Genomic DNA, 19,152 nt, shown 5'->3' with positions numbered 1-19,152 from the left:
CCCGTGAAGGCGTTCAAGGCCCCGAAGACATCGCTGGGCGATCTCGATGCGGAAGCCGCCGCGATCCTGATCACCGCCGCGGCGGATATCGCCCTCATCCTCGATGAGCATGGCATGATCCGCGACATCGCCTTCAGCAGCGAGGAGCTTGCCGCCGGAATGGGCGAGGAGGGCTGGCTCGGCCGGCGCTGGGCCGACACCGTGGCGGAAGACAGCCGGCCGAAGGTGGAGGCCATGCTGCGGGATGTGGCCGATCGCAGCCTGCCGCGCTGGCGGCACGTCAACCAGGGCACGGGCAAGGGCTCGGTCCCGATCCTCTTCTCCACCGCGCGGGCCGGCGAGGGCGGGCGCGTCGTGGCCTTCGGGCGGGACCTGCGGCCGCTCTCGGCGCTGCAGCAAAGGCTGGTCGAGGCTCAGCAATCGATCGACCGCGACTATGCGCGGCTGCGCCATGCCGAGACCCGCTACCGCATGCTGTTCCAGCTCTGGACGGAGCCGGTGCTGGTCCTCGACGCCGCGACGCTCGCCGTGCTGGAGGCCAACCGAGCGGCGGACCAGCTCTTTGGTCGTGCCAGGCGAAGGGCGGTGCGGGTCTTCCCCGACCTCTTCGCCGGCACCATGCGGGAGCGGATCCAGGTGATGCTGGCCGGGTTGCGCGCGACGGGACGGGCCGAGGATATGCAGGCCGTATTGCGGGAGGATGGGCGGGAGGTGCTGGTCTCCGCCACGCCCTTCCGGCAGGAGAATGCCAGCCTCGTCCTGGTGCGGCTGACCTATCGGCAGGGCGAGGCGGGGGCGGTGGTGCTGCCGCGCGCCAAGTCGAAGATGCTGCGGCTGATCGAGAGCGTGCCGGATGCCTTCGTCGTCACCGAGCCGGACGGACGCATCGTCACCGCCAATGCGGCCTTCGTCGAGATGGCGCAACTCGGCGCCGAGGATCAGGCGGTGGGCCAGCCCCTGGAGCGCTGGCTCGGCCAGCCCGGCGTCGAGATGGAGGTGCTGACTGCCAATCTCCGCCAGCGCGGACCGGTGCGGCTTTTCGCCACCACGCTGCGCGGCGAGTATGGCGCGAGGATGGAGGTGGAGATCTCCGCCGTCTCGGTGATGAACGGCACGGGGCCCTGCTTCGGCTTCGCCATCCGCGATATCGGCACGCGCGTCACCATGCCGGCGCGGGCGCGGGCGCCGCGCTCCGTCGAGCAGCTCAGCGAGTTGATCGGGCAGGTGCCGCTGAAGGACCTGGTGCGCGAGGCGACGGATGTGATCGAGCGGCTCTGCATCGAAGCCGCGCTCGAATTGGCGGGCGACAACCGCGCCTCGGCCGCCGAGATGCTCGGGCTCAGCCGGCAGAGTCTTTATGTGAAGCTTCGGCGCTATGGGCTGGGCGACCTGCCCGGCGAGATGGGGTGACAGCATGAGTGACCGCGCTCTCCGCCTCGACCCCGCCGCCTGCCTTGAGCTGCTGAAGCCGATCACCTGGTTCGCGCCGATGTGGGCCTTCTCCTGCGGCGTGGTGTCGTCGGGCGTGGGGGGCGCGGGGCGCTGGCATGTGATCGCGGCGGGGCTGCTGCTGACCGGGCCGCTGGTCTGCGGCACGAGCCAGGCGATCAACGACTGGTTCGACCGGCATGTCGATGCGATCAATGAGCCGGGGCGGCCGATCCCTTCGGGGCGCATCCCCGGGCGGTGGGGGCTCTATATCGCCATCATCTGGACACTGGTGTCGCTGGCCGTTGCCACGGTGCTCGGGGTCTGGGGGTTCGCCGCGACGGTGCTGGGGCTGGCGCTGGCCTGGGCCTATAGCGCGCCGCCGCTGCGGCTGAAGACGAATGGCTGGTGGGGCAACGCGGCCTGCGGCGCCTGCTACGAGGGGATGCCCTGGATCACCGGGGCGGCGGTGCTCGGGGCGGCGGCGCCGGATGGGCGGGTGCTCGCCATCGCCGCGCTCTACAGCATCGGCGCGCATGGGATCATGACCTTGAACGACTTCAAGTCGGTCGAGGGCGATGCGCGCATGGGCGTCGGCTCGCTGCCCGTGAAGCTCGGCGTGGAGCGGGCGGCGCAGCTGGCCTGCGTGGTGATGGCGGTGCCGCAGGTCGTCGTCGTGGCGCTGCTGGTGAGCTGGGGAAGCGCCTGGCAGGCGGGGGCCATCGGCCTGCTGCTCGCGGTGCAGCTCTGGCTGATGCAGAAGCTGCTGGCCGATCCGCGGGGCAAGGCGCCCTGGTACAATGGGACGGGCACGACGCTCTATGTGCTCGGGATGCTGTTCGCGGCCTTCGCGCTGCGGCCGGTGCTGCCGTGATCGGCTGGCTCGGCATCATCCGCCTTGGGCTGGTGCAGACGGCGCTGGGGGCGGTCGTCGTGCTGACGACCTCGGCGATCAACCGGGTGATGGTGGTGGAGTTGGGGCTGCCGGCGACCATCCCCGGTCTGCTCGTCGCGCTGCATTACGCGGTGCAGCTGATGCGGCCGGCGATGGGGTATGGGTCGGATGCTGGTGGCAGGCGGACGCCATGGATCATCGGCGGCGTCGGGGTGCTGGCGCTGGGCGGCATTGGCGCGGCGCTGGCGACGGGGCTGATGGCGGAGTGGCGCCTGGCCGGGCTGGTGGTGGCGGCCGTGTCCTTCGTGATGATCGGGCTGGGCGTGGGCGCGGCGGGGACGTCGCTGCTGGCGCTGCTGGCTACGAGGGTGGCGCCGGCGCGGCGGGCGCCGGCGGCGACCATCGTCTGGCTGATGATGATCTTCGGCTTCATCGTAACGACGGCGGTGGCAGGGCGGTTCCTCGATCCTTTCTCGCCGGCGCGGCTGCTGGCGGTGGCGGCGGTCGTCTCGGGCCTCGCCATGCTGGTGACGCTGCTGGCGGTGTGGGGGATGGAGCCGGCCGGGCCGCGCGGAGGGCCGGCGACGGCGCCGCGGGGTGGGTTCCGGGCAACGCTGGCGGAGATCTGGGATGAGCGGCAGGCGCGGCAGTTCACCGTCTTCGTCTTCGTCTCGATGCTGGCCTATAGCGCGCAGGACCTGATCCTGGAGCCTTTCGGAGGCGTCGTCTTCGGGCTGACGCTCGGGGAGACGACGAAGCTGGCCTCGCTACAGCATGGCGGGGTCTTCGGCGGGATGATCCTGGTGGCGCTGCTCGGCGGGCGGTTCGGTTCGCTGAAGGGCTGGACGGTGGCAGGGTGCGCTGCCTCGGCGGTGGCGCTGTTCGGGCTGGCCGGAGCCGGCGCGGTGGGGCCGGACTGGCCGCTCGGCGCGTCCTATGTGGCGCTCGGGGTGGCCAATGGCGCCTTCGCGGCGGCGGCCATCGCCACGATGATGCAGCTCGCCGGCCAGGGACGCGGCGGGCGCGAGGGGATGCGCATGGGTCTCTGGGGTGCGGCGCAGGCCATCGCCTTCGGGCTCGGCGGGCTGGCGGGGGCGGGGGCGAGCGACCTGGCGCGGAGCCTCATCGCCTCGGCGCCGGCAGCCTATGGCGCGGTGTTCTGCGCCGAGGGCGTGCTGTTCCTCGCATCGGGCGTGCTGGCGGCGAGGATCGGCCGTGCCGAGGCGCCGGGGCTTCGCCTCGGCGGGCTCGCCGCATCGCGCAACGGATAAGAATGGGGAGGAACGACCATGGCCAACGAGCCGGGAAGCTTCGATGTCGTCGTGGTCGGCGGTGGGCCCTCCGGGGCGACGGCGGCGGATGACCTGGCGCGGGCCGGGCGGCGGGTGCTGCTGCTCGACAAGGCGGGGCGGATCAAGCCCTGCGGCGGCGCCATCCCGCCCCGGCTGGTGCGCGACTTCGACATCCCGGACCGCATCATCGTGGCGCGGGTGAATGCGGCGCGGATGATTGCGCCCTCCGCCCGCGAGGTGGACATGCCGATCGATGGCGGCTTCGTCGGCATGGTGGACCGGGAGCATTTCGACGAATTTCTACGAGTGCGCGCGGCGGAGAACGGGGCGGAGCGCGCGACGGGCAGCTTCGAGCGGATCGAGCATGAGGCGGATGGGACGGCGGTCGTCGTCTATGCCGGGAAGGATGGTGTCGAGGCGCGCATCCGGACGCGGCTGGTAATCGGCGCGGATGGGGCGAAGAGCAAGGTGGCGAAGCAGGAGGTGCCGGCGGCGGCCAAGGTGCCGTGCGTCTTCGCCTATCATGAGATCGTCGCCTCGCCGGCCGACGGCACGGGGAAGTTCGACGCGAAGCGCTGCGACGTCTTCTACCAGGGGCGGCATTCGCCGGATTTCTATTCCTGGATCTTCCCGCATGGGGAGACGACGAGCATCGGCACCGGCTCCGCCCATAAGGGCTTCTCGCTGCGGGGCTCGGTCGGCGCGCTGCGCGAGGCGACGGGGCTGGCGGGGCAGGCGACGATCCGCCGCGAGGGGGCGCCGATCCCGATGAAGCCGGCCAGGCGCTGGGACAACGGGCGCGACGTGGTGCTGGCGGGGGATGCGGCGGGCGTGGTCGCGCCGGCCTCGGGCGAGGGCATCTACTATGCCATGCTCGGCGGGCGGCTGGCGGCGGAGGCGGCGGAAGCCTGCCTCGCCACGGGTGATGCGCGGGCGCTCGGCCTCGCGCGCAAGCGCTTCATGAAGGCGCATGGCCGGGTCTTCTGGATCCTCGGGATCATGCAGTACTTCTGGTATTCCTCCGACAAGCGGCGGGAGAAGTTCGTCGCCATCTGCGAGGACAAGGATGTCCAGCGGCTGACCTGGGAATCCTACATGAACAAGGAATTGGTCCGCCGCGATCCGATGGCGCATGTGCGCATTTTCTTCAAGGATCTGGCCCATCTTTTCGGCTTCGCCCGCGCCTGAGCAGGAGTGCCCTCGATGACCCGTTTGCGCTCCCTCGATATCCCGACCGCGCCGCGCCATGGCGCGGGGCAGAGCCTGCCGCTGAAGGTGGGCACGCGGGGCTCGCCGCTCGCCTTGTGGCAGACGCGACATTTCCTCTCGATCATCAGCCGCTTCTGCCCGGTGCTGCGGGACGCCAAGGCCTTCGACGAGCATGTCATCAGCACCGAGGGCGACCGGGTGCAGGACCGGCGGCTGGCCGATATCGGCGGCAAGGGGCTCTTCGCCAAGGAGATCCATGAGGCGCTGCTGGATGGGCAGGTGGATTTCGCGGTCCACAGCCTCAAAGATTTGGAGACGGAGCTGCCGCCGGGGATCGTGCTGGCCTGCCTGCTGCGGCGGGAGGATCCGCGCGACGCTATCGTGCTCGGCCCGGTCTGCGGCGCGCCCGACCGGCGGGACCCGCTGGCCTGCATCCCGCATGGGGCGCTGGTCGGCACCGCCTCGGTCCGGCGGCAGTCGCAGCTGCTGCATCTCCGGCCCGATCTCCGCTGCGAGATCATTCGCGGCAATATCCAGACCCGGCTGGGCCGGGTGCGGAACGGCGATTTCGCCGCCTCCTTCCTCGCCATCGCCGGGCTGAAGCGGATGGGGCTGGAGCGGGAGGCGGGGATCGTGCTCGACCCCGAGACGGTGGTGCCGGCGGCCGGTCAGGGCATCGTCGGCGTCACAGTACGCGCCCGCGACACCGAGCTGCATGAGCTGCTCTCCGCCATCGAGGACCGCGAGGCGCGGGTGGTGGCGACGGCGGAGCGGGCGCTGCTGGGTGCGCTGGACGGCTCCTGCCGGACGCCGATCGGGGCGCATGCGCGGCTCGGGACGGATGGGGTGGTGCGGCTGACCGGGCTGGTGGCGCGGGCGGATGGCAGCTATCTGCTGCGTCACACCGCGGAGGGCCCGTCTGCCGACGCGGCGCGGCTCGGCCGCGCCCTCGGCGAGCGGCTGCGGCGGGAAGCGCCGGCGGATATCCTGGCGTAGCGCCGAGACACCGGAGCGGGGAGCGGCGCGATGATGGCGGTCCTTGCGCAATTCGAATGGGCGCTGATCCTGCTCCTCGTGCTCGGCCTCGCAATCTGGGAGCTGATCCGGCTGAAGCGCGACAAGCGGAAGGAATAAGGCCCGTTAAACAAGGCCGGCGGTTGAGGGCCCGCGAGGGATTGCCCCGGAAGGAGGACGGTGCCGCCGATGCTGGTTGCATCGGCAAGCCGTCCGACGCACCTAGGGCGAAAAAAACCCGTCGGACCGACCCGACCGGCCTTGTCCAACGGGCCCTAAACCCACCGCCTTGGGATCTTGAACGGCAGCATCATCTGGATCGGCAGCGCCGCGAACCGGTCGAGCATCAGGCTCTCATGCACCGCCGTCGCCCGCTCCCCGCAAAGCTGCGTCTCGATGACGGAGCGCGCGTAGAAGGGCGCATCCTCCAGCACCTGCACGACACGCGGCTGATGTCCCGCATCCACCCCCGTCGGCCTGCGGATGCCCCAGCGCGTCCGCGGCAGCAGGGCAGGGGAGGGCACCGCCATCTCGCGCACCTGCGCCGCCGCATCGACACGCAAGGCGAGCGACTGCTTTGTCCCGTCCCGCCGCTCCGCGTTGTAGAGGATCGCCGCCCCCTCGCGGAGCGGCGCCCGGCACCAGTCCCATTCGACGAAGTCCCGCTCCAGCGGCGCATCCCCGTCATTCGTGTCGAAATACGCCGCGCCGGACCAGCTCAGCCCCGGCTTCTCGAACGCCACCTCCGCCCGCCCCACCGCCGCGATCGGCTGCCAGCGATGCCGCCCCGCCGCATCCAGCAGGAAGCGCCGCGGATTGATCCCCGCCGGCCGGATGCGCACCACGCCCCGCAGCCGCGAGGGGATCGGCGCCGTCACCTCCTCGATGCGGATGGTCAGCACCTCGCCGTCCCAGTCCAGCGCACTCGGCCCAAGCTGCAGCGTCGTCGCACTCCGCCGCACCGAATCGCGTCCGCGCTCCGTCATCGCCCAGCGCCGCGGCGCACCGTAGAGCGCCACATTCAGCCCCGAATGGTTCAGCGGGTCCGCCGCCCCCCGCCGCCGCGCCATCGCGTAATACGGCGAGAACACGCTGCCGAGGAAGGCGATGATCGTCAGCCCATGCCGCCCGTCATCGCTCAGCGCGTCGACATACCACCAGGCATAGCCGTCCGGCGCGACCGCGCGGTCGAATCCAGGTGCCCAATCAGCTGCGCCGCCGCCAGCCGCCCCGACATCGCCGCCATCGGTACGCCCGGCCCGGGATGCACGTTTCCCCCCGCCAGGAAGAGCCCCGGCAGCCTTGTCGCCGCTCCCGGCCGCCCGAAGCTGCTCGCCCAGCCATGCAGCGCCCGGCCGTAGAGCGCCCCGCCCGTCGCCGGGAAGAGCCGCTCGAAGCCCAGCGGCGTGGTCAGCACCGTCGCCCCCTTCTCCATCTGCAACCCGCAGCGCCGCAGCAGGTCGAAGCTGTTCCTCTCGCATGATGCGGTCTCCTCGGCGGTGAAGGCGCGCCGGTCGCCGAGCGCCGGCGCATTGGTCAGCACGAGCAGCCGCTCCGGCCCATCGGGCCCGGCCCCCGCATCGTCGCGGTCCTGCGCGCAGACATAGACCGTGGGCTCCGCCGGCAACCGCCCACGCCCGAAGATGTCGCGGAACTCCGCCTCGTAGTCGCGCGAGAAGAACACCGTATGCCGCGCCAGCGGAAAGCCCGAAGCCTTGGCCTCCATGCACCAGGTCATCGCCGACAGGCTCCGCTCCGCCGCCGGCCTCTCGACCGCGCCCTGCGCCGCCGCCCCGAGCAACCCGCCCGCCAGCGCCCCGAGATCGGCATTGGCGATGACCGCCTCCGCTCCGATCCGCTCGCCGCTCCGCAGCACGACGCCCGACACCCGCCCGCCTTGCGCCTCGATCTCCCGCACCTCGGCGCCGTAGCGGAACCGCGCCCCCTTGGCCTCCGCCAGCCCTGCCAGCGCCAGGGCCAGGCGATGCATCCCGCCATCGACCAGCCACACCCCCGCCTGCTCCACATGCGCGACGAGCATCAAGGTGGCCGGCGCCTGGAAGGGTGAGGACCCGCAATAGGTCGCATAACGCCCGAAGAGCTGCCGCAGCCGCGCATCGCGGAAGTGCTTCCCCAGCTCCTTCCAGAGCGTGGCAAAGGGCGAGACGCCCCACATGTCGGTGAGCCCGCGCAGCCCCGCCCCCGCCGCCAGCGACAGGGGCGTCGGCCGCGCCGCGCGGATGAACGGCCCCTCCAGCGTCCGGTAGATCTTCCGCGCCCGCTCGCAGAAGTCGCGGTAGCCGCGCGCCTCCGCCGCCCCCGCGAACCGCCCGATCGCATCGGCCGATGCCCCGATGTCGGCGAAGAGGTCGAGCCTCTCCCGCTCGCCCCAGGCATGCCGCGCCAGCACCGAGACCGGCCGCAACCCCACATGCTCATCGAGCGAGGCCCCCGCCTCGGCGAAGAGCTCCTCGAAGACCCAGCGCATGGTGAAGACCGTCGGCCCGCCATCGATGCGCGCATCGCCCACCGCGACCTCCCGCATCTTCCCGCCCGGTGCCGCCGCCCGCTCGAGCACGGTGACGTCGAGCCCCCGCGCCGCGAGCACGACGGCCGCCGCCAGCCCGGCGATGCCGGCCCCGATCACCACTACCCGCGGCTCTGCGTGATTAGTCGTTGACGCCATTGTCCATTAAAGATGACACTTCTGGCTGACAATCAAGTATTACAACCAAGGCAGGGGAGGTCGCCATGGACGCCGTGACGCGGATCGAACGAGCCCTCAACGCCGCCATCGCCCTCGCCGAAGGCCTCGGCAGCCCGCCGCGCCTCGCCGAAGCCATGCGCTACGCCGTCTTCCCCCGCGGCGCCCGCCTCCGCCCGCGCCTTGTCCTCGCCGTCGCCGGCGCGGTCGGCGACGACCAGCCCGGCCTCGCGGAGTCCGCCGGCGCCGCCATCGAGCTCCTGCACTGCGCCTCCCTCGTGCATGACGACCTGCCCTGCTTCGACGACGCCGCCACCCGCCGCGGCAAGCCGAGCCTGCACCGCGCTTTCAACGAACCTCTGGCGGTGCTGGCCGGCGACGCCCTCATCGTCCTCGCCTTCCAGCTGATGGCCCGCGCCGCCGCTGCCGCGCCGCAACGCCTCGGTCCGCTGATGCTGACCATCGGCGATTCGGTCGGCATGCCGACGGGCATCGTCGCCGGCCAGGGCTGGGAAAGCGAGCCCCGCTGCGACCTAACCGAATACCAGCGGCAGAAGACCGGCTCCCTCTTCGCCGCCGCCACCGCCGCCGGCGCCGCCGCCGCCGGCGCCGACCCGGACGCATGGCGCCTCCTCGGCGACCGCCTCGGCGAGGCCTACCAGGTCGCCGACGACATCCGCGACGCCGTCTCCGACGAGGCGGAACTCGGCAAGCCCACCGGCCAGGACGCCGCCCACCACCGCCCGAGCGCCGTCCTGCAACTCGGCCTCCCCGGCGCCATCGCCCGCCTCGAATCCCTCGCCGCCGATGCCGCCGCCGCCATCCCGCCCTGCCCGGGCGCCGAAGGCCTCCGCGCCGTCATCCTGCTGGAGACGCAGCGCCTGCTGCCGCGCAGCCTCGCGGTGCGGGCCGCATAGCCCGCATGTCCGGCGCCATGGCCCGGCCCGCCGGCCTGCTGGACCGCGTGCGCGACACCTATGACCGCATCCTCGCCAGCCCGCGCTTCCGCAGCCTGGCGACGCGCTTCCCGCTGACGCGGCCCGTCGCCCGCCGCCGCGTGCGCGCGCTCTTCGATCTCTGCGCCGGCTTCGTCTACTCGCAGGTGCTGCTCGCCTGCGTCCGCCTCCGCCTCTTCGACATCCTCCGCGATGGCCCCGAGGAGGAATCCCGCCTCGCCGCCCGCCTCGCCCTGCCGCCCGAATCCGCTGCCCGCCTCTTCGCCGCCGCCGCCTCGCTCGGCCTGCTGGCGCGGCGCAGCGGAGGCCGTTGGGGCCTCGGCCCGCTCGGCGCCGCCATGGTGGACAATCTCGGCGTCACGGCGATGGTCGAGCACCACGCCCTCGTCTATGGCGACCTCGCCGACCCGGTCGCCCTGCTGCGCCGCCCGCGCGGCGGCAACCACCTCTCCGGCTACTGGCCCTATGCCGGGACGGCGGCGCCTGCCGCCCTCCGCCCCGACCAGGTTGCCGCCTATACCGACCTGATGGCCGCCTCCCAGCCCATCATCGCGGAGGAGGTCCTGGCCGCCATCTCCCTCCGCCCCCACCGCTGCCTGCTCGATGTCGGCGGCGGCGACGGCTCCTTCCTCCGCGCCGCCGGCACACGTCACCCGCATCTCCGCCTGATGCTCTTCGACCTCCCCGCCGTCGCCGAACGCGCCCGCCCCCGCTTCGCCGCCGCCGGCATGGCCGACCGCGCGAGTCTGCACGGCGGCGACGTCACCACCGACGCGCTTCCCCGAGGCGCCGACATCCTGAGCCTGGTCCGCGTCATCCACGACCACGACGACGACCGGGTGCTCGCCATCCTCCGCGCCGCCCGTGCCGCCCTGCCGCCCGGCGGCACGCTGCTGCTCGCCGAGCCGATGGCCGCCACCCCCGGCGCCGAGCCGATCGGCGAGGCCTATTTCGGCTTCTACCTCCTCGCCATGGGCACCGGCCGCGCCCGCACGCCTGCCGAGCTGTCCGTCCTGCTCCGCCAAGCCGGCTTCACCGCGCCTCGCCTGCGCCCGACCCGCACGCCGCTGCTCGTTCGGGTGATGACAGCCGAAGCTGTCGTTAATACTTGACAGCCATTAGTGTCAGATTAAGCTGACACTAATCAGAAGAGGGAGGGCTGACGATGGACACCATGGCAGTCCTGCTGCAGGAACCGGAGCAACTGATGCTCCGCCGGCTCGACCTCACCCCGCCCGGCGCGGAGGATGTCGTCGTCGACGTCGAATGGAGCGGCATCAGCACCGGCACGGAGCGCCTGCTCTGGAGCGGACGGATGCCAAGCTTCCCCGGCATGGGCTACCCGCTGGTCCCCGGCTACGAGTCGGTCGGCCGCATAGCCCAGGCCGGCCCGCTATCCGGCCGCACGCCCGGCCAGCGCGTCTTCGTCCCCGGCGCCCGCTGCTTCGGCCCGGTGCGCGGGCTGTTCGGCGGCGCTGCCCGCCGCCTGGTCGTCGCCGGCGAGAAGACCGTCCCCGTCGCCTCCTCCCTCCGCGAGAACGCGGTGCTGCTGGCCCTCGCCGCCACCGCCCACCACGCGACGGCGGGCGGCACGCAGCCGGAGCTGATCATCGGCCACGGCGTCCTCGGCCGGCTGCTGGCCCGCCTGGCGCTGGCCGCCGGCGCCGCCCCGCCCACGGTGTGGGAGAGCAACCCCGCCCGCCGCACCGGCGCCGAGGGCTACCCCGTCCTCGACCCCGCCGAGGACCCGCGGCGCGACTACCGCAGCATCGTCGATGTCAGCGGCGACGGCGCCCTGCTCGACACGCTGATCGCCCGCCTCGCCCCGGGCGGCGAGATCGTGCTGGCCGGCTTCTATGCCGCGCCGCTCTCCTTCGCCTTCCCGCCCGCCTTCATGCGCGAGGCCCGCCTCCGCATCGCCGCCGAGTGGCGCGCCCCCGACCTCGCCGCGGTGAACGCGCTGATCGGGTCCGGCCGCCTGTCGCTGGACGGCCTCATCACCCACCGGGAGGCCGCGCCCCAGGCCGCCTCCGCCTACCGCACCGCCTTCACCGATGCGTCCTGCCTCAAGATGGTCCTGGATTGGAGCGAGTGTTCATGAACGCATCCGTCGGCAAGCCCAACTCGGCCCAACCGCAGGCGAGCATGCAGGACGCGCTCCGTGCCGAGGCCGCGCAGGAGCCGGACGCCCCGCATACCGGCCCGGTGAAGCGCGAGACGCAGGTCATCGCCATCTACGGCAAGGGCGGCATCGGCAAGTCCTTCACCCTGGCAAACCTCTCATACATGATGGCGCAGCAGGGCAAGCGCGTCCTGCTCATCGGCTGCGACCCGAAGAGCGACACCACCAGCCTGCTCTTCGGCGGCCGCGCCTGCCCGACCATCATCGAGACGTCCTCGAAGAAGAAGCTGGCCGGCGAGGCCGTCGCCATCGGCGATGTCTGCTTCAAGCGCGACGGCGTCTACGCCATGGAGCTCGGCGGGCCGGAGGTCGGACGCGGCTGCGGCGGGCGGGGGATCATCCACGGCTTCGAGCTGCTGGAGAAGCTCGGCTTCCACCAATGGGACTTCGACTACGTCCTGCTCGACTTCCTCGGCGACGTGGTCTGCGGCGGCTTCGGCCTGCCGATCGCCCGCGACATGTGCCAGAAGGTGATCGTCGTCGGCTCCAACGACCTGCAGAGCCTCTACGTCGCCAACAACGTCTGCTCGGCGGTGGACTACTTCCGCCGCCTCGGCGGCAATGTCGGCGTCGCCGGCCTTGTCATCAACAAGGATGACGGCACCGGCGAGGCACAGGCCTTCGCGGAGGCCGTCGGCATCCCCGTCCTCTCGGCCATCCCCGCCGATGACGACATCCGCCGCAAGTCGGCCAATTACGAGATCGTCGGCATGCCCGGCAGCCCCTGGGCCTCGGTCTTCGAGACCCTGGCCGAACAGGTGGCGACGGCCCCGCCGGTCCGTCCCACCCCGCTCTCGCACGAGAACCTGCTCGGCCTCTTCAAGGGCGATGCGGTCGGCCGCGGCGTGGTGCTGAACCCGGCGACGATGGAGGATATGTGCGGCTCGGCCCTGGTCGAGAAGCCCTCCCTCGAAGTCGTCTACGAGGGAAGCTGAGCATGGCCGAGGGCGCATCCTGCCATGGCGGCCGCGAGACGATGCAGGCCGCCGCCCGCGCCGCCGGCAAGTCGGATGCACTCGACCGGCTGATGGCCGACTACCCGCGCGGCCCGCACGATCAGCCGCAGAGCATGTGCCCCGCCTTCGGCTCGCTCCGTGTGGGCCTGCGCATGCGCCGCGTGGCGACGATCCTCTCGGGCAGCGCCTGCTGCGTCTATGGCCTCACCTTCACCAGCCATTTCTACGGCGCCCGCCGCAGCGTCGGCTACGTGCCCTTCAACTCCGAGACGCTGGTCACCGGCAAGCTCTTCGAGGATATCCGCGAGGCCGTCCACGCCACCGCGAAGCCCGATGAGCTGGACGCCATCATCGTCATCAACCTCTGCGTCCCGACCGCCTCGGGCGTGCCGCTGGACCTGCTGCCGAAGCAGATCGACGGCGTCCGCGTCATCGGCATCGACGTGCCCGGCTTCGGCGTGCCGACCCATGCCGAGGCGAAGGATGTGCTGGCCGGCGCCATGCTCCGCTATGCCCGCCACGAGGCGGAGGCCGGCCCCGTCGCCCGCCCCACCAGCCTGATCGAGGGCGAGCCGACCGTCGCGCTGATCGGCGAGCTCTTCCCCGCCGACCCCATGGGCATTGCCGCGCTCCTGGCCCCGATGGGCCTCGCCGTCGCCCCGCAGACGCCTGCCCGCGAGTGGCGCGACCTCTACGCCGCGCTCGACTGCGAGGTCGCCGCCGCCACCCACCCCTTCTACACTGCCAGCGTCCGCGAATTTGCCACCGCCGGCCGCCCCGTGGTCGGCTCCGGCCCCGTCGGCCTCGAGGGCACCGAGGCCTGGCTGCAGGGCATCGGCCGCGCCGCCGGCCTGCCGCAATCCCGCATCGACATCGCCAAGGCGCGGGCGCTGCCGGCCATCCAGACCGCGCTCGCCGCCGCGCCCATCGCCGCCCGCATCACCGTCTCCGGCTACGAGGGCTCCGAGCTCCTGGTCGCCCGCCTGCTGGCCGAGGCCGGCGCCGAGGTGCCCTATGTCGGCACCGCCTGCCCGCGCACCGAATGGTCCGAGGCCGACCGCGCCTGGCTCGCCGCCCGCGGCACCCATGTCCAGTACCGCGCCAGCCTCGAGCAGGACATGGCGGCGATGACCGAGGTCAGGCCCGACCTCGCCCTCGGCACCACGCCCCTGGTGCAGCGGGCGAAGGAGATGGGCATCCCCGCCCTCTACTTCACCAACATGGTCTCCGCCCGGCCGCTCTTCGGCCCCGCCGGCGCCGGCTCCATGGCGGCGATCGTCGCCGCGCAGACGCGGGGGAGGGAGCGCTTCTCCCGCATGGTCTCCTTCTTCGAGGGTGTCGGCACGCCGGACCGCGCCGGCTACGGCTTCCGCGGCAAGCCGGAGGAGCCCGCCGGCTTCCGCGACCGCCAGCGCAAGCTGCGCGCCGCCAAGCTCAAGGCCGACGAAGCGGTGGGGAGCTAGCACGATGCTCGTCCTCGACCACGACCGCGCCGGCGGCTACTGGGGCGCCGTCTATGCCTTCAGCGCCGTGCGCGGGCTGCGTACCGTGATCGACGGCCCGGTCGGCTGCGAGAACCTGCCCGTCACCGCCGTCCTCCACTACACCGACGCCCTGCCGCCGCACGAACTGCCCGTGGTGGTCACCGGCCTCGACGAGGAGGCCCTTTCCCAGACCGGGACCGAGGGCCCGATGAAGCGCGCCGCGGCCGCCGGCGATGCGGACCTCCCCGCCGTCGTCGTCACCGGCAGCATCGCCGAGATGATCGGCGGCGGCGTGACGCCCGAGGGCAGCAACCTCCGCCGCTTCATCCCGCGCACCATCGACGAGGACCAGTGGCAGGCCGCCGACCGCGCCATCAACTGGCTCTGGACGGAGTTCGGCGCCAAGAAGGTCCGCCCGCGCAAGCGCACCGAGGGCAGCCCGCCCCGCGTCAACCTGATCGGCCCGATCTACGGCACCTTCAACATGCCCTCCGACCTCGCCGAGATCCGGCGCCTGGTCGAGGGGATCGGCTGCGAGATCAACCTCGTCTTCCCGCTCGGCAGCCATGTGGACGACATCGCCCGCCTGCCGGATGCGGACGTCAACATCTGCCTCTACCGCGAGTTCGGCCGCAAGCTCTGCGAGACGCTGGAGCGGCCCTACCTGATGGCCCCCATCGGCCTCTTCGCCACCACCAATTTCCTGCGCAAGCTCGGCGAGCTGACCGGCCTCGACCCGGAGCCCTTCATCGAGCGCGAGAAGCACACCACGATCAAGCCGATCTGGGACCTCTGGCGCAGCGTGACGCAGGATTTCTACGCGACGGCCAGCTTCGCGGTCGTCGCCACCGAGACCTATGTTCGCGGCTTCCGTCGTTTCCTCGAGGAGGAGATGGGCATCCCCTGCGCCTTCTCCTTCGCCCGCCAACCTGGGATGAAGACCGACAACGCCGCCGTCCGCACCGCCATCCACAAGACGCCGCACCTCGTCCTCTTCGGCTCCTACAACGAGCGGATGTACGCCGCCGAGGCCAAGGCCCGCAGCACCTACATCCCGGCCAGCTTTCCGGGCGCGATCATCCGCCGCGCTACCGGCACGCCCTTCATGGGCTATGCCGGCGCCACCTACCTCATCCAGGAATACTGCAACGCGCTGTTCGACGCGCTCTTCCACATCCTCCCCCTCGGGACGGATCTCGACCGCGTCGCCGCCACCCCCGCCCGCCCCGCCGAGCGCTGGGAGCCGGAGGCGCAGTCGCTGCTCGAGGCGCATCTCGAGACCGAGCCCTTCCTGCTCCGCATCTCGGCCGCCAAGCGCCTGCGCGACCGCGCCGAGCGCGACGCGCGCGAGGCCGCCGAGCCCGCCGTCACCGCATCCCGCATCGCCGCGCTGCTGCGCGACCTTGCCGAGGGCCGCGTCGCATGACCGGCCGCCATCCCATCGTCGCGCGCCCAGGCTGCGCGGCCACACGTCGTGCGTGGCTCAACCGGCCGCGTCGATCCCAGCCGCGCGGGAATTGCGCGGTAACGGCCGCAAGGCCGCCATCACGGAGGCAATCGAGATGGCCGGTACCGACATGCGGGATGGCTCGCTGACGGGGCTGACGGAGAGCGAAGCGAAGGAATTCCACGGAATCTTCGTCACGTCCTTCATCATCTTCACCGTCATCGCCATCGTCGCGCATTTCCTGGTTTGGCAATGGCGCCCCTGGCTGCCCGGGCCGCGGGGCTATGTGCAGTCGATGATCGACGGCGCGACATCGCTCGCCAGCTACATCACCTGAAGGGAGGACAGGACTCATGTGGCGCATCTGGCTGCTGTTCGATCCGCGTCGGGCATTGATCGGGCTCTTCACCTTCCTGCTCGTGCTCGCGCTGGTGATCCATTTCATCCTGCTCAGCACCAACCGCTTCAACTGGATCGAGGGTCCGCGCCCGCAGGCGATGATCACCGACACCACCAGTTCGGTCGTCTAGCAAGACCGCCCGGGTGGCGGACGGGGCATCCCTCCGTCCGCCGCCGACCTTGCCGCAACGAGGCTGCCCGCACGGACCGCCTCCCCATCCGGGGGTATCCACCATGGCGATGCTCAGCTTTGAGAGGAAGTACCGCGTCCGCGGGGGCACCCTGATCGGGGGCGACCTGTTCGATTTCTGGGTCGGTCCCTTCTATGTCGGCTTCTTCGGCGTCACGACGGTGTTCTGCACCCTGGTCGGCACGCTGATGATCTTCTACGGCGCCGCGATCGGCGGCACCTGGAACCCCTGGACGATCAACATCGCCCCGCCCGACCTGAAATACGGCCTCGGCCTCGCCCCGCTGAAAGATGGCGGGATCTGGCAGATCGTCACCGTCTGCGCCCTCGGCGCCTTCGTCTCCTGGGCGCTGCGCCAGGCGGAGATCGCGCGCAAGCTTGGCATGGGCTACCACATCCCGGTCGCCTACGGCATGGCGGTCTTCGCCTATTTCACCCTGGTGGTGATACGCCCGGTGCTGCTGGGCGCGTGGGGCCATGGCTTCCCTTACGGCATCCTCAGCCATCTCGATTGGGTGTCGAACACCGGCTACCAGTATCTGCATTTCCATTACAACCCGGCGCATATGCTCGCGGTGACCTTCTTCTTCACCACGACGCTGGCCCTCTCGCTGCACGGCGCGCTGGTGCTCTCGGCGATCAACCCGCCCAAGGGCGAGGATGTGAAGACGGCCGAACACGAGAACACCTTCTTCCGCGACACCATCGGCTATTCCATCGGCACGCTCGGCATCCACCGCCTCGGCCTCTTCCTGGCGCTGTCCGCCGGGTTCTGGAGCGCGGTCTGCATCGTCATCTCCGGGCCCTTCTGGACCCATGGCTGGCCGCAGTGGTGGAACTGGTGGCTCAACCTGCCGATCTGGAACTGAGCCCCAAGCAAGGAGGAGGAATATCCCCATGGCCGAATACCAGAACATCTTCACCCGCGTGCAGGTGAGGGGGCCGGCCTATGCTGGCGTGCCGCTCGCCCGCGGTGACAGCCCGCGCGACGGCAAGCCGAATTTCTCCCATATCCTCGGCTATCTCGGCGATGCGCAGATCGGCCCGATCTATCTCGGCTGGCTCGGCCTCATCTCGCTCGGCTTCGGCTTCGCCGCCTTCGAGATCATCGGACTCAACATGCTGGCCTCGGTGAATTGGAGCCCGGTCCAGTTCATCCGCCAGCTGCCCTGGCTTGCGCTCGAGCCGCCATCGCCCGCCTATGGGCTGCAGATCCCGCCGCTCGCCGAGGGCGGCTGGTGGCTGCTCGCCGGCTTCTTCCTGACGCTCTCGATCCTGCTCTGGTGGGCGCGCACCTATCGCCGTGCGCGCCAGCTCGGCCTTGGCAGCCATGTGCCCTGGGCCTTCGCCGCCGCCATCTGGCTCTATCTCGTGCTCGGCTTCATCCGCCCGTTGCTGATGGGTTCCTGGTCGGAGGCGGTGCCCTTCGGCATCTTCCCGCATCTCGACTGGACCGCGGCGTTTTCCATCCGCTACGGCAACCTGTTCTACAACCCCTTCCACATGCTCTCGATCGTCTTCCTCTACGGGTCGACGCTGCTCTTCGCCATGCACGGCGCCACCATCCTGGCGGCCGGCCGCTTCGGCTCGGAGCGCGAGGTGGAGCAGGTGATCGACCGCGGCACGGCGCATGAACGCTGCGCCCTCTTCTGGCGCTGGACCATGGGCTTCAACGCCACCTTCGAGAGCGTCCACCGCTGGGCCTGGTGGTTCGCCGTGCTCTGCCCGCTGACGGGCGGCATCGGCATCCTGCTGACCGGCACGGTGGTCGACAACTGGTACCTCTGGGGCGTCAAGCACGGCATCGCCCCGGCCTATCCCGAGGTATTCCGCGCCATGCCCGACCCCCTGCTGGGAGCACGGTGATGAGCTTCACTCTCAAACTCGGCGCCGTCCTCGCCGGGCTGCTCGGCCTGGCGATCATCCTCCTCACCTTCGAGCGTCCGCCGGTGGAGACGGTGCAGACCGGCTTCCGCGGCGTCGCCCTCGGCAACGTCGCCAATCCGCGGCTGCAACCGGCGCTGGCTGCCGCGAACCAGGTGCCGACACCCTTGCCGCGGGTGCCCTCGGCCGGTCCCCGTGCCGGGCAGACCTATCAGAATGTGCAGGTGCTGGGTGAGCTCGGCGTCATCGAATTCGCCCGCACCATGGCGGCGATGACCGCCTGGGTGTCCCCGCAACAGGGCTGCGGCTACTGCCACAACACGGCGAACATGGCCTCCGACGAGATCTACACCAAGGTCGTCGCCCGGCGGATGCTGCAGATGGTCGCCCGCATCAATGCGGAGTGGAAGCCGCATGTGCTGGAGACCGGCGTCACCTGCTACACCTGCCATCGCGGCAACCCGGTGCCGCTGAATGTCTGGGCGGAGAATACCGGCCCGATGCGGGGCGAGGGCTTCTCGGCCTCCTCCAACGGTCAGAACCTGGCCTCGCCCGTGGTGGGCGACAGCTCGCTCCCCTACGACCCCTTCAGCCGCTACCTGGACGAGGCAATCAATATCCGCGTCCAGACGCCGGACCCGCTGCCCGCCGGCAACCGGCAGGGCATCAAGGATGCGGAATTCACCTATGGGCTGATGATGCATTTCTCCCAGGCGCTCGGGGTGAACTGCACCACCTGCCACAACAGCCGCGCCTTCTCCGCCTGGGACCAGAGCGCGCCGCAGCGGACCAATGCCTGGCACGGCATCCGCATGATCCGGGACATCAACCACAACTTCATCGAGCCCTTGCAGCCGATTTGGGCGGCCAACGCCAATGGCCCGGCCAGCGGCCCGCACCGCGCCCGTCTCGGCGCGCATGACGACCCGCTGAAGGTCAACTGCACCACCTGCCATCAGGGCGTGAACAAGCCCCTGAACGGCGTCTCGATGCTGCGGGACTATCCGGAACTCGCCCGCATCACCAATATCGACGCGCCCCCGCCCGTCCGGCAGTAGGCGTACCAGGCCAGGGCCGGCACCTCCCCGGGGAGGTGCCGGCCCTTGGCATGT

Annotated in this window: 18 protein-coding genes; 16 read left to right on the top strand and 2 right to left on the bottom strand. The window is 71.0% G+C overall.

The window, feature by feature from the left end; translation table 11 throughout:
• Positions 1-3: 3 nt before the first annotated feature.
• Genes ppsR through hemC form a run of 5 tightly spaced genes read left to right on the top strand, consistent with a single transcriptional unit; the run spans position 4 to position 5,820 of the window.
• Complete coding sequence (gene ppsR / locus JMJ55_RS10025) at positions 4-1,410, top strand: transcriptional regulator PpsR (protein ID WP_202825390.1); 1,407 nt, start codon at positions 4-6, stop codon at positions 1,408-1,410.
• Positions 1,411-1,414: 4 nt separating this feature from the next.
• Positions 1,415-2,302, top strand: a complete 888-nt coding sequence (gene chlG / locus JMJ55_RS10020; protein ID WP_202825389.1) for a chlorophyll synthase ChlG — start codon at positions 1,415-1,417, stop codon at positions 2,300-2,302.
• Positions 2,299-3,594, top strand: coding sequence for a BCD family MFS transporter (locus JMJ55_RS10015; protein ID WP_328702600.1), 1,296 nt, complete (start codon positions 2,299-2,301; stop codon positions 3,592-3,594). The genes chlG and JMJ55_RS10015 overlap by 4 nt, the downstream gene beginning before the upstream one ends.
• An 18-nt stretch (positions 3,595-3,612) precedes the next feature.
• Positions 3,613-4,803, top strand: a complete 1,191-nt coding sequence (locus JMJ55_RS10010; protein ID WP_202825388.1) for a geranylgeranyl diphosphate reductase — start codon at positions 3,613-3,615, stop codon at positions 4,801-4,803.
• A gap of 15 nt (positions 4,804-4,818) precedes the next feature.
• The gene (gene hemC, locus JMJ55_RS10005) at positions 4,819-5,820 is read left to right on the top strand and encodes a hydroxymethylbilane synthase (RefSeq protein ID WP_202825387.1); all 1,002 of its coding nucleotides are present in this window, start codon (positions 4,819-4,821) and stop codon (positions 5,818-5,820) included.
• Positions 5,821-6,113: 293 nt separating this feature from the next.
• Here hemC and JMJ55_RS10000 read toward each other — a convergent pair whose 3' ends face one another.
• Complete coding sequence (locus JMJ55_RS10000; protein ID WP_236033549.1) at positions 6,114-6,908, bottom strand: carotenoid 1,2-hydratase; 795 nt, start codon at positions 6,906-6,908, stop codon at positions 6,114-6,116.
• Between the two features lie 68 nt (positions 6,909-6,976).
• Entirely contained in the window at positions 6,977-8,524 is a 1,548-nt protein-coding gene (gene crtD / locus JMJ55_RS09995) for a 1-hydroxycarotenoid 3,4-desaturase CrtD (RefSeq protein ID WP_202825385.1), read from the bottom strand.
• A gap of 65 nt (positions 8,525-8,589) precedes the next feature.
• On the opposite strand from crtD, the gene JMJ55_RS09990 reads away from it, so the two are divergent.
• The 11 genes from JMJ55_RS09990 to pufC all read left to right on the top strand — a co-directional run bounded on the left by JMJ55_RS09990 (position 8,590) and on the right by pufC (position 19,098).
• The gene (locus tag JMJ55_RS09990; protein WP_202825384.1) at positions 8,590-9,459 is read left to right on the top strand and encodes a polyprenyl synthetase family protein; all 870 of its coding nucleotides are present in this window, start codon (positions 8,590-8,592) and stop codon (positions 9,457-9,459) included.
• A gap of 5 nt (positions 9,460-9,464) precedes the next feature.
• The gene (locus tag JMJ55_RS09985) at positions 9,465-10,610 is read left to right on the top strand and encodes a methyltransferase (RefSeq protein WP_202825383.1); all 1,146 of its coding nucleotides are present in this window, start codon (positions 9,465-9,467) and stop codon (positions 10,608-10,610) included.
• Positions 10,611-10,663: 53 nt separating this feature from the next.
• Complete coding sequence (bchC, locus tag JMJ55_RS09980) at positions 10,664-11,599, top strand: chlorophyll synthesis pathway protein BchC (protein WP_202825382.1); 936 nt, start codon at positions 10,664-10,666, stop codon at positions 11,597-11,599.
• A complete protein-coding gene (locus JMJ55_RS09975; protein ID WP_236033548.1) occupies positions 11,596-12,615 on the top strand; it encodes a chlorophyllide a reductase iron protein subunit X in 1,020 nt (339 codons plus the stop codon). The genes bchC and JMJ55_RS09975 overlap by 4 nt, the downstream gene beginning before the upstream one ends.
• Before the next feature lie 2 nt (positions 12,616-12,617).
• Complete coding sequence (gene bchY / locus JMJ55_RS09970; RefSeq protein ID WP_202825381.1) at positions 12,618-14,099, top strand: chlorophyllide a reductase subunit Y; 1,482 nt, start codon at positions 12,618-12,620, stop codon at positions 14,097-14,099.
• Positions 14,100-14,103: 4 nt separating this feature from the next.
• Positions 14,104-15,546 (top strand): chlorophyllide a reductase subunit Z, encoded by a 1,443-nt coding sequence (bchZ, locus tag JMJ55_RS09965; RefSeq protein ID WP_202825380.1) that lies wholly within the window; start codon positions 14,104-14,106, stop codon positions 15,544-15,546.
• A 136-nt stretch (positions 15,547-15,682) separates the two neighbouring features.
• Positions 15,683-15,904 (top strand): light-harvesting antenna LH1, beta subunit, encoded by a 222-nt coding sequence (gene pufB, locus JMJ55_RS09960; RefSeq protein WP_202825379.1) that lies wholly within the window; start codon positions 15,683-15,685, stop codon positions 15,902-15,904.
• A 16-nt stretch (positions 15,905-15,920) separates the two neighbouring features.
• Positions 15,921-16,097 carry a light-harvesting antenna LH1, alpha subunit gene (gene pufA, locus JMJ55_RS09955; RefSeq protein ID WP_202825378.1) on the top strand — a complete coding sequence of 59 codons (177 nt, stop codon included), beginning with the start codon at positions 15,921-15,923 and terminating at the stop codon, positions 16,095-16,097.
• A gap of 103 nt (positions 16,098-16,200) precedes the next feature.
• Positions 16,201-17,025: a photosynthetic reaction center subunit L gene (gene pufL, locus JMJ55_RS09950; RefSeq protein ID WP_202825377.1), complete on the top strand. Its 825-nt coding sequence runs from the start codon at positions 16,201-16,203 to the stop codon at positions 17,023-17,025.
• Positions 17,026-17,053: 28 nt separating this feature from the next.
• On the top strand, positions 17,054-18,022 hold the full coding sequence (gene pufM / locus JMJ55_RS09945) for a photosynthetic reaction center subunit M (RefSeq protein ID WP_202825376.1): 969 nt from the start codon (positions 17,054-17,056) through the stop codon (positions 18,020-18,022).
• The gene (pufC, locus tag JMJ55_RS09940; protein WP_202825375.1) at positions 18,022-19,098 is read left to right on the top strand and encodes a photosynthetic reaction center cytochrome PufC; all 1,077 of its coding nucleotides are present in this window, start codon (positions 18,022-18,024) and stop codon (positions 19,096-19,098) included. Before pufM ends, pufC begins: the two co-directional genes overlap by 1 nt.
• Positions 19,099-19,152 lie beyond the last annotated feature (54 nt).

Source organism: Belnapia mucosa (assembly GCF_016775475.1).
GTDB classification, from domain to species: Bacteria; Pseudomonadota; Alphaproteobacteria; order Acetobacterales; family Acetobacteraceae; genus Belnapia; species Belnapia mucosa.
The sequence above is the reverse complement of the archived record's forward strand: the minus strand, read 5'-3'. Positions and strand labels throughout refer to the sequence as shown.

Excerpts from the sequence above, each read along its gene's own strand:
- pufC (WP_202825375.1), top strand. The coding sequence starts at position 18,022 with ATGAGCTTCACTCTCAAACTCGGCGCCGTCCTCGCCGGGCTGCTCGGC.
- JMJ55_RS09990 (WP_202825384.1), top strand. The coding sequence starts at position 8,590 with ATGGACGCCGTGACGCGGATCGAACGAGCCCTCAACGCCGCCATCGCC.
- pufA (WP_202825378.1), top strand. The coding sequence starts at position 15,921 with ATGTGGCGCATCTGGCTGCTGTTCGATCCGCGTCGGGCATTGATCGGG.
- bchY (WP_202825381.1), top strand. The coding sequence starts at position 12,618 with ATGGCCGAGGGCGCATCCTGCCATGGCGGCCGCGAGACGATGCAGGCC.
- chlG (WP_202825389.1), top strand. The coding sequence starts at position 1,415 with ATGAGTGACCGCGCTCTCCGCCTCGACCCCGCCGCCTGCCTTGAGCTG.
- hemC (WP_202825387.1), top strand. The coding sequence starts at position 4,819 with ATGACCCGTTTGCGCTCCCTCGATATCCCGACCGCGCCGCGCCATGGC.
- crtD (WP_202825385.1), bottom strand. The coding sequence starts at position 8,524 with ATGGCGTCAACGACTAATCACGCAGAGCCGCGGGTAGTGGTGATCGGG.
- JMJ55_RS10010 (WP_202825388.1), top strand. The coding sequence starts at position 3,613 with ATGGCCAACGAGCCGGGAAGCTTCGATGTCGTCGTGGTCGGCGGTGGG.
- pufL (WP_202825377.1), top strand. The coding sequence starts at position 16,201 with ATGGCGATGCTCAGCTTTGAGAGGAAGTACCGCGTCCGCGGGGGCACC.
- bchC (WP_202825382.1), top strand. The coding sequence starts at position 10,664 with ATGGACACCATGGCAGTCCTGCTGCAGGAACCGGAGCAACTGATGCTC.
- JMJ55_RS09985 (WP_202825383.1), top strand. The coding sequence starts at position 9,465 with ATGTCCGGCGCCATGGCCCGGCCCGCCGGCCTGCTGGACCGCGTGCGC.
- pufM (WP_202825376.1), top strand. The coding sequence starts at position 17,054 with ATGGCCGAATACCAGAACATCTTCACCCGCGTGCAGGTGAGGGGGCCG.
- bchZ (WP_202825380.1), top strand. The coding sequence starts at position 14,104 with ATGCTCGTCCTCGACCACGACCGCGCCGGCGGCTACTGGGGCGCCGTC.
- JMJ55_RS09975 (WP_236033548.1), top strand. The coding sequence starts at position 11,596 with ATGAACGCATCCGTCGGCAAGCCCAACTCGGCCCAACCGCAGGCGAGC.
- pufB (WP_202825379.1), top strand. The coding sequence starts at position 15,683 with ATGGCCGGTACCGACATGCGGGATGGCTCGCTGACGGGGCTGACGGAG.
- JMJ55_RS10000 (WP_236033549.1), bottom strand. The coding sequence starts at position 6,908 with ATGGCGCGGCGGCGGGGGGCGGCGGACCCGCTGAACCATTCGGGGCTG.